Annotated in this window: 16 protein-coding genes; 10 read left to right on the forward strand and 6 right to left on the reverse strand. The window is 58.3% G+C overall.

Going from position 1 to position 15,483, the window contains the following annotated elements:
- Nucleotides 1–51 precede the first annotated feature (51 nt).
- Entirely contained in the window at nucleotides 52–420 is a 369-nt protein-coding gene (locus AC1P02_RS12640) for an HNH endonuclease (RefSeq protein ID WP_408139354.1), read from the reverse strand.
- 363 nt (nucleotides 421–783) lie between these two features.
- On the opposite strand from AC1P02_RS12640, the gene AC1P02_RS12645 reads away from it, so the two are divergent.
- The 6 genes from AC1P02_RS12645 (at nucleotide 784) to AC1P02_RS12670 (ending at nucleotide 4,925) form a co-directional block, all read left to right on the forward strand.
- Nucleotides 784–1,950: a phage protease gene (locus AC1P02_RS12645; RefSeq protein WP_485182375.1), complete on the forward strand. Its 1,167-nt coding sequence runs from the start codon at nucleotides 784–786 to the stop codon at nucleotides 1,948–1,950.
- A gap of 44 nt (nucleotides 1,951–1,994) precedes the next feature.
- Nucleotides 1,995–2,903 carry a Mu-like prophage major head subunit gpT family protein gene (locus AC1P02_RS12650; protein ID WP_429173843.1) on the forward strand — a complete coding sequence of 303 codons (909 nt, stop codon included), beginning with the start codon at nucleotides 1,995–1,997 and terminating at the stop codon, nucleotides 2,901–2,903.
- Between the two features lie 108 nt (nucleotides 2,904–3,011).
- A complete protein-coding gene (locus AC1P02_RS12655) occupies nucleotides 3,012–3,320 on the forward strand; it encodes a hypothetical protein (protein WP_430644046.1) in 309 nt (102 codons plus the stop codon).
- Nucleotides 3,317–3,733, forward strand: a complete 417-nt coding sequence (locus AC1P02_RS12660; RefSeq protein WP_485182376.1) for a gp436 family protein — start codon at nucleotides 3,317–3,319, stop codon at nucleotides 3,731–3,733. Before AC1P02_RS12655 ends, AC1P02_RS12660 begins: the two co-directional genes overlap by 4 nt.
- Complete coding sequence (locus AC1P02_RS12665) at nucleotides 3,730–4,176, forward strand: phage tail terminator protein (protein ID WP_408861519.1); 447 nt, start codon at nucleotides 3,730–3,732, stop codon at nucleotides 4,174–4,176. The genes AC1P02_RS12660 and AC1P02_RS12665 overlap by 4 nt, the downstream gene beginning before the upstream one ends.
- Nucleotides 4,176–4,925 (forward strand): phage tail tube protein, encoded by a 750-nt coding sequence (locus tag AC1P02_RS12670; protein ID WP_485182377.1) that lies wholly within the window; start codon nucleotides 4,176–4,178, stop codon nucleotides 4,923–4,925. The genes AC1P02_RS12665 and AC1P02_RS12670 overlap by 1 nt, the downstream gene beginning before the upstream one ends.
- A 92-nt stretch (nucleotides 4,926–5,017) precedes the next feature.
- Here AC1P02_RS12670 and AC1P02_RS12675 read toward each other — a convergent pair whose 3' ends face one another.
- On the reverse strand, nucleotides 5,018–5,545 hold the full coding sequence (locus AC1P02_RS12675; protein WP_485182378.1) for a hypothetical protein: 528 nt from the start codon (nucleotides 5,543–5,545) through the stop codon (nucleotides 5,018–5,020).
- Nucleotides 5,546–5,751: 206 nt separating this feature from the next.
- On the opposite strand from AC1P02_RS12675, the gene AC1P02_RS12680 reads away from it, so the two are divergent.
- On the forward strand, nucleotides 5,752–5,928 hold the full coding sequence (locus AC1P02_RS12680) for a hypothetical protein (protein WP_485182379.1): 177 nt from the start codon (nucleotides 5,752–5,754) through the stop codon (nucleotides 5,926–5,928).
- An 8-nt stretch (nucleotides 5,929–5,936) separates the two neighbouring features.
- On the opposite strand, the gene AC1P02_RS12685 is transcribed toward AC1P02_RS12680, so the two are convergent.
- The 4 genes from AC1P02_RS12685 to AC1P02_RS12700 form a co-directional block, all read right to left on the reverse strand.
- Nucleotides 5,937–6,221 carry a hypothetical protein gene (locus tag AC1P02_RS12685; RefSeq protein ID WP_485182380.1) on the reverse strand — a complete coding sequence of 95 codons (285 nt, stop codon included), beginning with the start codon at nucleotides 6,219–6,221 and terminating at the stop codon, nucleotides 5,937–5,939.
- A gap of 359 nt (nucleotides 6,222–6,580) precedes the next feature.
- Nucleotides 6,581–7,189 carry a hypothetical protein gene (locus AC1P02_RS12690; protein ID WP_485182381.1) on the reverse strand — a complete coding sequence of 203 codons (609 nt, stop codon included), beginning with the start codon at nucleotides 7,187–7,189 and terminating at the stop codon, nucleotides 6,581–6,583.
- 196 nt (nucleotides 7,190–7,385) lie between these two features.
- A complete protein-coding gene (locus AC1P02_RS12695; RefSeq protein ID WP_485182382.1) occupies nucleotides 7,386–8,138 on the reverse strand; it encodes a reverse transcriptase domain-containing protein in 753 nt (250 codons plus the stop codon).
- Complete coding sequence (locus AC1P02_RS12700) at nucleotides 8,122–8,334, reverse strand: hypothetical protein (protein ID WP_234593699.1); 213 nt, start codon at nucleotides 8,332–8,334, stop codon at nucleotides 8,122–8,124. The genes AC1P02_RS12695 and AC1P02_RS12700 overlap by 17 nt, the downstream gene beginning before the upstream one ends.
- Before the next feature lie 306 nt (nucleotides 8,335–8,640).
- Between AC1P02_RS12700 and AC1P02_RS12705 the strand changes: the two genes are divergently transcribed.
- From AC1P02_RS12705 to AC1P02_RS12715, 3 genes are read left to right on the forward strand one after another with little or no spacing between them, the layout of a single operon-like run.
- Nucleotides 8,641–11,478: a tape measure protein gene (locus AC1P02_RS12705; protein WP_485182383.1), complete on the forward strand. Its 2,838-nt coding sequence runs from the start codon at nucleotides 8,641–8,643 to the stop codon at nucleotides 11,476–11,478.
- Nucleotides 11,475–11,843 (forward strand): hypothetical protein, encoded by a 369-nt coding sequence (locus AC1P02_RS12710; RefSeq protein WP_096119298.1) that lies wholly within the window; start codon nucleotides 11,475–11,477, stop codon nucleotides 11,841–11,843. Before AC1P02_RS12705 ends, AC1P02_RS12710 begins: the two co-directional genes overlap by 4 nt.
- Nucleotides 11,840–15,454, forward strand: coding sequence for a curculin (mannose-binding) lectin protein (locus AC1P02_RS12715; protein ID WP_485182384.1), 3,615 nt, complete (start codon nucleotides 11,840–11,842; stop codon nucleotides 15,452–15,454). Before AC1P02_RS12710 ends, AC1P02_RS12715 begins: the two co-directional genes overlap by 4 nt.
- Nucleotides 15,455–15,483: the final 29 nt, after the last annotated feature.

Here is a 15,483-nt window from a genome sequence, read left to right on the forward strand (position 1 = left end):
CAACGCATGGCCTGTCCGATCTTCGCACGGCAAATGGGTGTTTAAACACGATTAAACAGCCGTCGTTCGTTTGCCTTTGGCCTTGCGGATCACGCTCTCTGGAAACCATGCACCTTTGTGGAGTCGTTTCTGAACCTTCTTCTTATAATCGGTCGAGGTCAGTATCTTGGCGCTCTTGTGGCGTGTCTGGTTGCAATGTTTACAAGCGGCGACAATGTTGTGACTCTTGTCAGAACCGCCTTCTCCTTTGGGGTGCAGGTGTTCACCAGTGCACTGCAGCAGGCTAGCCTCAGCCTTTGTCAGCCCATGTCGGTTGATAAAGGTTGTTGAGGATGATTCCCACATAGGAAGTCCGCAATAGAAGCAGCGAAAGGATTGGTGGATGGCGGCTTGGTGGCGTTGTTTTGCTATGGAGCGCATATACGGAACCTCAATAAGTTTGGTATTGAAGTCCGTGCGAGTGGCTAGATATTGTCGGACGGACTTCAGCTAGTGTTGAAGCCCCGTCTCACACATATCTGCAAAGGCGGGCACTGACCAGATGTATCTGGGCAGCCTTACACCGCTCCCTTGAAGGTACAGCGGCACTCAAGTTGTAACCGTAATTGGGTTGTATGTAAAGTAGCTTTCACCATGCTCTATGGGCCCTAATATATCCTCCAGAATGCACGTGTTTTAGCGTTCTACCTGGATCTGCACTAACCCACCATAAACCCCACCCCTTGCTCTACTCCCTGACACTGGTGCCAGTGATTTTAGCTGTGACCAGCCGGAGTGAGAGTTATGCCCCCATCTGAGATTGCCGTGGCCATCTTGAATGCCAGACCCACCACCCTGGGGTTGGCTGTGCTCGATGCGGCGCTTGGCCCGAGCGATGATGGTTGGCACCAGTTGCTGCCGGTTGGCCCGTTCAAGGCCCGCGATGGCCGCCCCTTTGATGTACCTGGTGGCCACTGGCAGCTCGACAAGTCCATTGCCACCACTCTCATCAATCGTGTCAGAGAGATGGGGCAAGACATCCTCATTGACTACGACCACCAGACCCTCAAGACCGACCAGAACGGCCAGCCAGCGCCTGCGGCCGGCTGGTACAACGCCGACGAAATTGAGTGGCGTGAAGGGGCGGGCCTCTTTATCAAGCCGCGCTGGACCGATCGCGCCGCCGCCCTGGTGGCTGCCAAAGAGTATCGCTTCCTGTCTGCCGTGTTCCCCTATGACGCCCTGGGCCGTCCGCTGGAACTGCGTATGACCGCCATCACCAACGACCCAGGTGTGGTGGGGATGCAGGCACTGGCGGCCCTGAGTGCGCTGCCTGCTTCAAGCCTTATGTCTACCCAACCCGGCCAGCTGGCCACCCCAATCAAGGAGATATCCATGAACGAGCACTTGATCGCGCTGCTCGGCAAACTCGGCATCCAGCCGGGGGCCGATGGTCAGCTGACCGCTGAGCAGGGCACAGCCGCGCTGGCGGCCCTCGATACCCTGCAGGCCAGTGCCAAAAAGACACCGGAGCTGGAAGCGGCCCTCTCAGCAGAAAAGGCATCGCTGGCTGCCCTCAAGGCCCAGCCGGTGCAACAGAGCGGCCAAATTGACCTGGCCCAATACGTGCCGGTGGCGACTTATAACGCCCTGGTTACCCAGGTGGCAGCCCTGACTGCCCAGGTGGATACCACTGATGCCGCGACCCTGATCAAGGAGGCCCGCACCCAGGGCAAGGTGGTGGCCGCCGAAGAGGAGTACCTGACCGCCTACGCCGCCCAGAAAGGGGTCGCCGCCCTCAAGGCGCTGCTGGATCCGCGCCCGGCCATTGCGGCGTTGGCCGCCAGCCAGACCACCGCCGTCACCCTGCCCGAAAAGAAGGGTGATGCTGTGCTCTCGGCCGAGGACAAGTACGCCGCCGATCAGCTCGGTATCACCCATGAGGCGTTCGCCAAGGCCAAGCAGGCTTAAGCGCACGACTCGCCACCCCGTTTATCCAGAGAAGGAACACCGCTATGGCCATCATTACACCCGCGCTGCTGCAGGCCCTGTTCACCGGCTTCAAGAAGAACTTTGAAGACGCCAAGGGGGAGGCACCGACCCAGTACACCGAGATCGCGACTGTGATCAAATCGACCACCAAATCCAACACCTATGGCTGGCTTGGCAAGTTTCCCAGCCTGCGCAAATGGGTCGGGGATCGGGTGATCGAGTCGATGAAGGCGCACGGTTACCAGATCGTCAACGAAGACTTCGAGGCCACAGTGGGGGTCGATCGCAACGATATCGAGGATGACGAACTGGGCATCTATGCCCCCTTGTTCCAGGAGATGGGTCTGGCGGCAGGGGTACATCCCGACGAGCTCTGCTTCGGCCTGCTCGGGGCTGGCTTCACCACGCCCTGCTATGACTCCCAGTATTTCTTCGACACCGATCACCCCGTCTATCCCAAGGCCGATGGCACAGGGACTCCGGTACTGGCCGCCAACCTGGTGGTGGATGGCGCCTATGTCGGCGAGCCCTGGTTCCTGCTCGATACCAGCCGCGCCCTCAAACCCATCATCTTCCAGGAACGCAAGGCGCCGCAGCTGATCGCCATGACCAAGATCGACGATGAGGCGGTGTTTACCCGCAAGGAATTCCGCTATGGGGTGGACTGCCGCGATGCCGCCGGCTTTGGTTTCTGGCAGCTGGCGTTCGCCAACAAACGGGCACTCACCCCAGACAACTTGTGGGATGCCTTCTCCAGGATGCGGGAATTCCAGGCGGATGGCGGCCGCAAGCTCGGTGTGAAGCCGACCCTGCTGGTGGTACCGCCGTCGCTGGAGAAGCTGGCGACCAAGATGCTGGAGCGGGAGCTGTCCGATAGCAGCAGCAACGAGCTCAAGGGCAAGTTGAAGTTGGTAGTGGCGGATTATTTGTAACCCAGGGCTGTCACCCCCTGCTTGAACGGGGGTTAAACGGTCACAGGATTGGCGTTTAACCCCCCGTTTAAACAGGCCTCGACCAGATATGAAAGAGGGAAACATGAGATGGAACACGAGATGGAACAGGCTATTCGAGTTGGCATCACATCAACGCTTCGTCAGGTCTATTTCCGAGCGGGCCTGCCGATTGATCCAGGCAAGTCTGAGATGGCTGTGTCGCCTCTGCAGTGCGAGACCCTGGAGGCCGATCCGCGTCTGGTGGTCGTGCGGCTGGCTGAGGACGCCGAGCTCTCGCCAGCTGACTCACCGCAGACGGGCGGGGTGCTGGACGCAGCAGTGGGTGGCCTGAGCACAGAGCCCCAAAGCCAGGCGCCTGCCGCCAAGCCCGCCAGTAGCAAGGGCAAGGCCAAATGAGCTACGCCAGCGTCAATGACATGGTGATCCGCTTTGGTGAGGCGGAGCTGCTGCGCCTCGCCATGACACCGGCCGGCGAGCTGGATAGTGCAGCCATCACCATCGCCCTGCAGGATGCCGGAGCCTTGATCGATGGCTACCTGGCGGGGCGCTACCCCTTGCCGCTGGCCCATATTCCGAGTGCCCTGGTCCCCATCTGCGCCGATATCGCCCGTCACCGCCTCTATGGCGAGCAGGCGCCGGAGCAGATCGCCAAGCGCAATGAGGCCGCCCTGGCCTTCCTCAAGTTGGTGGGCAAGGGGGAACTGGCGTTGGGGTTAGCGGTTGATGGGGAGCAGGTGGAGAGCCAGAACCTGGCCCAGTTGCAGTCTGATGGCCGGATCTTTGGCCGAAGCAGCGGGGGCTTTCTATGAGCACTCAAGCCAGCACTCCATCCCCCGAGCTCGACTACCTGGCGGCTGGTGAGCGGCTGCGCGAACTGCTGCTGCCATTGAAGGCGAAAGGGCTCAAGGAGGTGTTTGTGGCCACCGATCTGGATGCGGTGGCCAACCTGGGTCAGCACACCCCGGCCATTCATGTGATTTACCAGGGCGAGCGGGAGAACGACACCACCCAATCCGGGCGGCAAAGCGCGTTCGATCAGGTCTGGTTGTTGGTGCTGGTGCATCGCGCCAGCCCGAAGGAAGCCGGCGCTGGTGTGTGGATGGGGCGGATGCTGCAGGCCGTTGCCGGGCGGGCCTGCGGTGACAGTACCTTTCGGCGTGAAACCGCACCGGTTCGGCCGAGCTACAAGGGCGGGGTGGCGTATCTGCCCCTTGCCTTCAAGACGACAGTGAAGTTCAAGGGAGAACGCTGATGAGCGAAACATTGCACCTGGAAGGGGATCTCTATATCGAGACCTTCACCAACAACGTGTCGAACGGGGTGATAGGCCCGGTGGACGTCAACAGCCTGGAGGTCAAACCGGACAGCGAGAAGATCAGCATTCCGAGCAAGCGCAAGGGCAAGCTGGGGCAGGCGCGGGAGACCTACTTCGTACCCAAGCCCGCCACTGTCACCATCAAGACCAGCGAGATCCCGCCGGTCCTGCTGGCTGCCGCCTTTATGGGGCTGGAGAGCCCCATCAACCAGGGGGCGGGAGCGCTGACCGAGGTCCCGCTGACCCTGCCCGCCCATCCGAAATGGTTGTCGCTTGGCAAGACCAACCTCTCGGCCACCGGCCTGGTGGTGAAGGAGGGGGCCACATCTCTTGTGCTCGGCACTGATTTCGAGATCAACTATGCCCTGGGGCTGCTGCGTGCCACCAAGGCGGGGGCCGTGGCAGACGGCGGCCCGGTGACGGTGAGCGCCAGCTATAACGCCGTCACAGGTTCACGTATCGCCGGCAACGTGCAGCCCGAGGTGAAGGCCAAGCTGACTCTGGATGGGCGCAGCGTGATCGGCGGGGAGTCCATTATCCTGACGGTGCCCCGCGCCTCGCTTGCCCCCAAGAAGGCGGTGGATTTCCTGAGCGACAAGCCCATCGAGATCGAGCTGGAGGGAGAGTTGCTGGCCCTGGATGGCGAGGCAGCCCCCTTCTATGTGGATCGGCCGGAGACGGTGTGACGATAGGGGAGTAGGGGAATGAAAAACGGCGGGGAGACCCACCGTTTTTATTCTGCTGCGAAATTTCTACTACGCCAACTGGCGAATTTAACCTATAGCTCTGACGTTGCTGTTCGTGTGTAGTCAATTTTTAGCAAAGGTTCTAACTTTTCTTTTGCTTCAATAAATGCACGAACAATATGGCGATTCATGTAAATACCGTGAGACCCAAAGAAGAAGCAAATATCATCTTCATATTTTGAAGATTGCTCAAAATCACCAATTTTCATCAAGTTCACTCGGCCAAAAGCAACATTAAATGTGGATTTAATATTTCCTACTTCAATGTAATGGTTGTCAGAGTCAGGATGACATAAGGCATCTCGCACATATTTAATTAAATCAGATACATCTTTTATCTTGTCAGTTTTACTAACGTCATCTTCAAACGAAATTCGTGAAGAATGCTTTTCGGCTTTGAACATCAAGTCACGCAATGCGATTAGTAATTCAATAAATGCAGCGCGAAAAAGAACGTGCTCGGAGTTTTGGGGGTGAAAAATACCGCAGCTGAATAGCTCATCAACTCGTTTTATCGAGCTCTCAATGTCACTTTTGGTAAAGAAGTCTAGGCTCGCCATGTTTCCTCCTGAAGGTATTCGATATAATAAATCACAAAAACTATGTTCTTGGTATATCTGTTGACCCAAAATGCATGGGTTCAATTGGATGGTCGTAATAGAACGTTAACGGCCTTTCTATGAAACCCCTCAGTAATTCACCATAAATCCCCGCTTTCTGCCACTCCTTTAGTATGGGTCATATCTGAATCTCTCAGGAATGCCCCATGTCTACCTCTTCCACCCTCAAACTCGCTCTGGAGCTGGCGGCCAAGGTCACCGGCCGGGAAGAGCTTGCCGCATTGGCGAGTGAGGTTTCGCGAATGTCCGATTACGCCTACCGACGGATAGAACCTACCAGCTGGCATGGTGCTTCGGGAGAGGGGGGGACCTGTTGGGATTAGGCTTGGTTCTAGCGCAACTCAAGTCGCTTCATCATAGCCAGTGGCTGAGATGAGGCAGAAAGGGGCAGGATGGCATTTGCTAGCCAATGCCAATCCAGTGGCGGATTACCCTCCTTGAACTTCTGGTATGGCACGCCATCCCTGATGGTCAGAAACAGGGTGCACGACGTATCGGCACGACAGATGTAGCGCACCATCACCTCTCCCTTAAGGGATTGCAGCAGATGTTTCAAAATCGGCAGTCCATGGACCGTTTGATGCCCACCCTCATGCCAGACGCCAAATTGGTGCATGCTATTTATTCCATCGCTCAGCAGAAATTTAGTATTCACCTTCGAGGCTAACTTGCAACTGTCAGAAGTGACAGGTGGCTCCTTATTGGTCGTTGGTGGCCTAATCAACATTGGCAACGAGCCGGTCACATGCCAAGAAAGCGTTGGATTTCCTGAGCGACAAACCCATCGATACCGAGCTGGAGGGTGGCTGCTGGCCGTGGATGGCGAAACCGCCCCCTCTACATGGATCGGCCGGTGACTGATGTGAGAGCGGCGGGGAGCCCACCGCTGTGAGCGTTTGATTATACGCTCTAATTAACACTGTGATTTAGATGCTTCTATGTGTAAGGTTAGAGTCGATGGGGAAAATGGATTTCTCATATATATTTTGATGCAGATTTACAGGCAGTGCAGAAGATAGAAATATTGATTTCTGAAATAGAATCAGGCTGTCCCATTCCTGCCTTTGTGTATATATAAATGAAATGCCCCCCATCGGGGGGGAGAGAAAACTTTAGTACAGTCGTATCTCTGTGCTTGAGCTTATTCAGTGCTTTTTCGAGAGTGAGTGGAGTAGAAATGCTTCCTATAGGCATTGCCCCTTTATCTTGAGGTAAAGCTAAAAACCATGAATAGTTAGTTGATGTTGTATTATTTATTATTTTTCCGACTGGAACAGAGAGCGCTGAACAAAAAGGAGATATTGGCCAAGTATCAGCATTTTTATTAAGTGCATCGCGTTGTCTAAGTAACTCATTCTGAATGTAATCTAAGTGTTCAAATGCTTCCTGACTCGTCTCATAAGCATCAGGCTTTTCCTGTTCTAACCAACTTTGTCTAAAGCCAGCAGATGCGTTCTGTACAAGTCTAATCGAGTTTTGGAGATTACGAGGAGCTTTGCCATCAGGTGCGATGAGAAAATTTATGTAGTGTTTAGTCATAATTTTAAAAAATAAAAATTGTTTGAAGAAGGATTGATACGGCATAGTTGAATACTAGCCATCAACCAGTGATGTATACGCATCATAACTCCCCCCATCTTGCTTTTTTTCACCATGGGGTATATCTGAATCTGATCCTAATGCTCCTATGTCTATCTCTTCTACCCTTAAATTTGGCCAGAAGCTGGTGAAGTGAGGGATGGTGAAGTATTAATCGGCGGGAGGTCTACTATTATCATGTTCATATAAGCTGTGAAAAAACGGCTAATTGAGCTGGGTTCACCGATTTGATGTAGCCAATGATGCCATCGTGCACAAAATCATTGTCAGATGCTCTGTACTGTTCTGCTAACGAGATGAGCCGGTTATGTGTAATTTCTAAACTTCTATGAGAAAGATGAATGTTGAAGCTCTCAATAAGTGGTTGCTGTTTTGCTTCCTTCGTTTGATTTAATTCAAAATGAGACTTCGATGCGGCTTTTTTGATCAATTCAAAGGCCGTCTTTGTTATGGATTCATTCATCCCCGATACTATCAAATCATCCATATACAAGCTAATACGCACATAACCAGTTTGATGTAATCTCCCGATCACTCTTCCTAAATGGCTACGATGTAAACAAATGGATGCCAAGAGAGGAGACTGAACAAATCCATAGGGTAGACAATGGCTATAGCTTTGCCCATTAGATACAGGGACTGTTGATTTTTTTGCTATATCTCGCGCAAGTGGATAACTGAGAATATCCTTTAAACTTCGAGTGATTCGGGTACGGCTGATGCTACCAAAGAAGTTTCTGATATCAAGGTGGGCGAAAAAATGGTCATCAACATGATGCTGTAAAGCAGCTAAATGACCACCTGATTGAAGGTGAAAGTAATAGCGAGGACAACGATAACGCGTTAGTAATTCATCGTGAACCCGTCGACCATACTCAGCAACCTGCTTTGTGGGTACATAGACCCAGGAGCCAGGCTTAACTTCGAACTTCACAGTCCATCTTGGTCCATTCACGGTGGCTGAGAATTCCTATAGGGTAGTTAAAAGCCATGTTAACGAGAGTGATGAGAGCTACACCAAAACCAACAATTGCAGTCAGAAGGAGGTAAACCTCTTTCAACAGAACAACAATGCTAGTGGTAAGCTCGATACGCTCCTTAACTAGGCCGTAGTCAGAAGATTTTTTCATAACTACGTCCCTCCACACACGCACTCGACGGGTCCTAGCGCAAGGCGCATGGCTTAAACTAACCGGCAACTCGTGGAACACGTGTAACCCAGTGGGAACAGTGAGACCAGTAGCGAGTCGCAAGGCATCACAACGTGACTAGTGGAACGCTAAGCGACTCCAAAAACTCAAGCGCCTAACGTCGAGTGACCGCCAAATCATACGAGTGTACCGTTTGGGACGCAATACTCTTTAATCCACCATAAACCCTTAAACCTACTTATAAATTTCAAAATGGGAGCTATCGCACTTTAACGAGATAGCTCCATGTCCACCTCTACCACCCTCAAACTTGCGCTAGAGCTGGCGGCCAAAGTCACCGGCCGCGAGGATCTGGCCGCGCTGGCGGGTGAGGTGCGGGAACTGGGCCCCGTTTCCGATGAGACCGCCGCCGAGACCGAGCGGCTGGCGCAAACGCTGGAGGGATTAAGCCAGCAGCAGGCGCTGATCCAGCAGTTCAATGATGCCAAAGCCGCTCTGACCCAGCTCGAACTGGCGACTGTGTTGAGCCGTGACAAGCTGGCGCAGTTGCGTGCCGAGCAACAGGCGGGTACGGGGGACGCCAAGGCGCTGGCTGACCAGGAACGGCTGCTGGCCTCCGAGGTCAAGCAGCTGGAGCGCCAGCTGGTCGCTCAGGCCGCCAGCCATACCCGCTTGCATGCAGGCCTCACCCAATCCGGTCTCGATACCAGGAACCTTAGCCAGGAGCAGCAGCGCCTGCAGCGTGAACTGGCCCAGACGGTCGCCCAGACCGAACGGCTGGGGCGCGAACTTAGCCAGGGCAGCCAGCGGGCTGGAGGCTTTCAGGGGGCCATCGGCAGCCTGACTGGCCGCCTGGTGGCCATGGCCGGTACCTGGTTCGGGTTGCAGACCTTGACTGCCCAGCTTGTGGCCATGTTCAAGGCCGGTGACCAGGCCGAGCGGCTCGATGTGCAGCTCAAGGCGGTGATGGGAACCATTGCCGGTGGGGCCGAGGCCAGCGCCTGGATCCAGGATTTTGCCAAGAATACCCCGCTGCAGCTCGATGAAGTGACCCAGGTGTTTGTCCGCCTGAAAGCCTTTGGCATCGACCCCATGGCGGGCGCCATGCAGGGCATCGTCGATCAAGCCTACAAGCTGGGCGGTGGCTTTGAAGAGGTGCAAGGCATCTCCCTGGCACTTGGCCAGGCCTGGGCCAAGCAGAAGCTGCAGGGCGAAGAGATCCTGCAACTCATTGAGCGCGGGGTGCCGGTCTGGCAACTGCTGGAGCAGGTGACCGGCAAGAACACCGCCGAGCTGCAGAAGCTCTCCGAGGCTGGCAAGCTCGGCCGTGACACCATTGCCGCCCTGATGAACGAGATCGCGGCCCAATCCTCCGGGGCCGCCCGTGACAACATGAGCCTGCTCTCCGGGCTGATTTCCAACGCCCAGGACAACCTGGCCAAGTTCTACCGTTTGGTGAGCGAGTCCGGTGCGCTGGATTGGCTCAAGGGCCAGCTGGCCAACCTCAATGCCGAGTTTGAGGCGATGGCCAGGGATGGCCGCCTGCAAGCCTGGGCGCAGCGTCTTTCTGATGGCTTCATCTCGCTCGGGGAAACCCTCAAGTCCCTGATCCAGACCCTCTCCGAGTGGCGCACTGCGCTGACCGTGCTGGCCCAGGCTTGGATAGGGTTCAAGATTGTCGGCTGGATCGGGGATCTGCGCAGCCTCTACGCCCAGTTCATCGCCCTGCCCACTGCGACGGCCACGGCGGCCGGCGGCATGACCACGGCCGGTACTGTGGCGGCAGGTGCCGCCATCGGGGTTAGAGCCTTGGGCGCAGCGGTCAAGGGGTTGCTGGCTGCCGTGACGGTGGAGGCCATCATCCAGATCACCCAGTTCGCCGCTGCCCTGCGCCAACTGGTGCAGGCCGAGCTGGCCCTCAGAGAGGCGCAGACCCTGCGCTCGGAAACCCAGGCCCGCCTCAGCGGCCAATTTGCGGCACTGTCGGCCGAGCTGGGGGTGGCTATCACCAGCATGGCGGATCTCGATCGCGCTGTGCGTGATGGCAAGGTGCATTACGACGAGGCCACCGGTAGCTGGCGACAAGGTGCAGCCGCCGTCAAAACCCTGGGGGATGAGGCCAAGGTTACTCGCGACTACCTAGGCGAAATTAATGCCGTCGCCAAGCAGACGGCGGCAGATGGCCCGGCCAAGCTGGCCAAGGCCTTCGAGACGTTGGGGCTGGACTTCGAGCGGGCCAATGGCCGCATCGGCGCGGGCTTTCAGAAGACCCTGGGCGCGCTGGATGTGCTGGTACAGCATACCGGCACCAGCGCGGCCGCCATCGAGGAGGCGCTGGCCAGTGCCTACAACAGCGCCAAGACCAAGGCCGAGCTCGATGCGGTGATTGAGCGCCAGCAGCAGCTGGCCGCCCAGGGCAAGATCACCGGCGATGCGCTGGCCCGTTCCATGGCCATCGCAAGCGACGCCATGAGCAAGGTGAAAGGGGGCAGCGGTGAGGCCAAAAAGGCAGTGGCGGCCATTGGCGATGGTTTTGATGAGGCTGCCGCGCGGGCCAAGGGGGCGACCGATGCCATGCGGGCCGGGCTCAAGGGTGTGCAGGACGAGGCTGAACAGACCAACACCAGCCTCTCCAGTGGCGGAGGGGGCGGCAATGGCAACACTCGGACCGTCAATGCAGGATCTTTCTACTACAAGAGCGTGGATATCAACAGCCTGCGCGGCAATGCCGATGGCCTGGCCAACACGCTTGCAGGCGTGGAAGAGGAGCTGGCCCGCTACAGCCAGAAGGTCAAAGACATTCCGGCCTATAGCGAGTGGAGCAAGTATTACGGCGAGAAGTTCCAAAAGGAGATGGAGGCCATGCGGGCCCAGCTCAAGGCCGAGCTCAGCAAGGCCCAGGCCAAGGAGTCAGAGCAGGCTCAAATCGCCAGTACATCGGCAGCAGGCCAGTCAGACCCTGGCTCACAACCGCCCTCCCAAGCCCCGTTCAATCAGGGCCAACCCCAGCGGCACATCATCGAACTGCGTGGGCCAAGCGGCGCCAGAGCCGAGGTGCAGGCCGACGAGGCCAATGCCAACGCCTTTATCAGTCTCCTTAAACAGCAGGGATTGCGCTCATGAACGTGACCTTAAACAGCGAGCTGCTGCCCGATGATCTGATCTGGCGTGACGAGTTTGACTGGTCGCCCGTCGAACAGGTGGTGACGCCGACCCTATCCGGGGCGCTGCTGGTGGAGGAGACCCCCAGGCCAGAGGGACGCCCCATTACCCTGGTCGGTCATTGCGCCCGCGCCACAGTGCTGCGCCTCAAGGCGCTGGAGGCGGTGCCGGGTCAGTTGCTGACCCTGACCCTGCTGGACGGAGTGGCCCGCACCGTCATCTGGCGCCGCCCCGGCGTGGTGGTAACGGCCCTGATCGAGATGGCTGACCCCGAGGCGGGCGAGCCCTATGCCCTGACCCTGAATTTCACCGAGGTAAGCCCATGACCATTCTTTCCGGCGATATCAAGCTGATGGCCAGCCAGCGCATGACGGATACCGCCGATGGCGGTGGCCGCCTCACCGGCAGGGAAATCGTCAGCGGCGAGCACAATAGCATATTCCCCGACATCAGCGATCTGGACCGCGCCTATGGCGTGGTCAACCTGCGCAAGGTGTTCCTGGCCGTACAGACCGACGACACCGACACCTATTTCGGCGCCAATGCCACCGTGCTGCTGCCGCCGACCGACCCCAATGTGGGGCTGGCGCTGATGACCACCAAAGACCATCACGACACCCGCGACAAAGCCCGTGACGTGGTGGAGCGCTATCTGGCCCGAGGGCCCAAGTGGCGGGGGTTTCTCTACGACACCCAGCTGGAAGGGCAGCGGGCGATCCGCTTCTTCCAGCGGGTCGAGGTGCGCCTGCCAGAGATTGGCGAGACTCTGGTGCTGGTCGGCAACGAGGGCAAGGCCGGCGAGTTCGAGCAGTATGTGCGCGTCCTTGAAGTGAATCAGCAGCTGGCCAAGTTCCAGGTGCAGGGGGCGCCAGAGTTCACCCGCAACGTCATCACCTGCACCCTGGCCGATCCCTTGCGCTACACCTTCGAGGGAGAACAGCCGACCCCCTATGACGTGGTGACCAACGTCAAGACCAGCCTGCGCGAAACCGTGGTGGCCGATGCGGCCAACTACTATGCCAGTACCAAGATGGCGGAAGATGCGGCGTTCGGCGCCCTGCAGGTGAAGACCAAGACCATTTTCACCCAGCTGGTGCCGGCGGCCCGCAGCGAAACCCCGGCCGTGGATCTCACCGCCGCCGGTGAGCTGGCCAGTCTGGTGGATTCTGGCCAGGGGCTGGTGAGCTTCAACACGGCCGCCAATATCGCCCCGAGCCGGGGCTTGTTCCTTGGCAGCGGCGCCAAGCCCGGCACAGTGACCATCACTATCGGCGCGGCGGTGATCACCGACCGGGGCGGCGAACTGGTGGTGGCCGGCACGATAATCGGTGCCATCGACTATGGCCGTGGTCAATGTGAGTTCAATGCCCAGTGCCCGAACTACGGCGCGGCCAGCAAAACGGTGAGCTTCTGGCCAGCCGCCCGTCCATCACGGATTGCCGACACGGCGCGGATCGAGGTCAAGGCCAACAACCGGGGTTATGCCTACACCATCACCCTGATGCCGACCCCGGCACCTGGCACCACCACTGTGTCATTCATGGCGCAGGGGAAATGGTACGACTTGAAGGACAACGGGCGAGGGGAACTGCGCGGGGCGGATCTCTCCTATGGCTCTGGCACCATCAATCTGGCCACCGGCTCGGTCATGCTGACCCTGGGGGCGCTGCCGGATGTGGACACCTCCATCATGTTCAGCTGGGCCACCCCGGTGAACTACACCAACCGCAGCGGCCAGGCGATCAGCATCAGCAAGAGCGCATGGCAACTGCCCCACACCGGGATCACCCCCAAGAGTCTGATCCTGACCTGGGGCGCGGGCCTGACCGCCAACGATTCGGTGGGGGATGGCAAGATCCGGGGCGACATCACCGGCACCATCAACTATGCCGAGGGCATCATCGATCTGGAGCACATCACCCTGCCAGCGCTTGGTCAGGAGTATGCGGCCCAATATCAGTACGGTGAGCCGGTGACCGAGCGCCATATCGAACCTGGGCGGCTGAGCACACCGGGGCAGGTGGGGCACCTCTCCATCACCCTGGACGGGTCGGGCGGTGGGGCGACCAACCTCACCCCGGGCTCGGTGTTCGTCAAGTTCAATGCCCTGTACCACAAGTTTGACGTGGACGATCAGGAGCTGGTGATTGAGACCCGCGACCCCATCATCACCTTGCGCGATGACGGTCAGGGCAAGCTGCGCGATGCCAGCGGGGTGGAGCTGGGGGCCATCGACTACACGGCCGGCACCCTGCATTTCATGCCGGACGGCAGTGCCCCCTTGCCCAAGCCGACCTATGCCTGGGTGACGGTGGGCACCCGCTGGGATGGCAACAACCTGATCGCGGTGCAGCGCTGGACCATGACCGGGATCCAGTACCACACCACGGCGTACACCTTTCCTGATGGTGAGCAGGGCTGGGTGGATGTGACCTACCGCAACAACAACAGTGCGCAGGCCCAGAATGCCACCCTGACCGCGCAGGCGCTGCGTATCGACGTGACCCCCGGCTTTGCCGAGGCGATCCTGGAGGGCTCGATGCGCTTCACCTTAGGGGGAAGCACCTACGTTGACCGGCAGGGGCTGCTCTATCGCAACCCTGACCCTGAAACCGGCTCTGGCATTCAGGCAGGCACCATCGACTACTCCAACGGGTTGGCGGTGCTGGCTGACTGGGCAGCGGGGCAGGCTGCCCAGCCTGCGCTGCTGTCGCTGGCTACCTCGTTCAGTGCCCAGTCGGTGGATGCGGTGACCTTCCGCACCCCTGGCGCCCCATTGGCCCCGGGTAGCCTCTACATCGCCGCCAACACCGCGAGCGGGCGCCGTATCGAGGCCACGGCAGACGGGGACGGCTATTTCACCACCACCGACATGGACGGCCGGGTGAGCTACCAGACCGGCATCGTGCAGGTGCGCTTTGGCCGCAAGGTCACGGCCGCCGGCTTTGAGGCCCAGCCCTGGTATGACGCCGAGGCCGTGGGGGAAGATGGCAAGATCTGGAAGCCCATCAGCGTGGTGGCTGACACCATCCGGTTCAACTGCGTGGTGTTCAGCTATCTGCCGCTCGATGCCGACATCATAGGGCTGGATCCGGTGCGGCTGCCGTCTGACGGCCGGGTGCCGTTTATCCGCAAGGGTAATATCGCCGTGGTGCATTCCACCCGCCGCAGTGCCTTCCCGATGGGGGTCACTGCGGGTCAGCAGCTCAATACCAACCGTGAGCGGCTGGCTTATGCCCATGTGGAGGACAAGGACGGCAAGCAACTGGCGCCGGCGCTCTACAGCGTCAACCTGGACAGCGGGATCGTCACCTTGGCCAGCCCGCTGGACCTGACCGGTTATCTGGAGCCGCTGGCGGTGGTGCATCGCATCGAGGACATGAGCCTGGTCACCGATGTGGAGATCTCCGGCCGCCTACGCCTGGCGCGGCCCTTGTCCCATGCCTATGACGCCACCGACACCCATGTGTCGAGCGCGCTCATCATGGGGGATCTGTGGTCCCGTTACACCAGCCTGTTCGACCAGAAGGTATGGACGAACAAATGGCAGGACTACGTGGACGGCGACCAGTCAACGGCCCAGTACAACGACACCGACTTTCCTCTGGTGGTGACCAACCGGGCCACCATAGAGGAGCGCTGGGCGATCATCTTCCAGTCCAGCACCTCCTTTGTGCTGGTCGGGGAGAATGTGGGCCAGATAGCGCTGGGTGACGTGAACACCGACTTTGCCCCGGTCAACCCCAACAATGGCCAGCCCTATTTTCGGCTGGACAAGCGGGGATGGGGCACAGGTTGGGCCACCGGCAACGTGCTGCGGTTCAACACCAAATCGGCCAACTTCCCGATTTGGGTTATCCGCACAATTTTGCAGTCGGTGGCGGCCAGTGAAAGCGACAAGTTCGAGCTGCAACTGCGCGGCAACGTTAACCGCTGATGTGGCAGTGAACACGGTGGGGCATTTTT

The organism is Aeromonas sp. TS_SC_11, assembly GCF_057318915.1.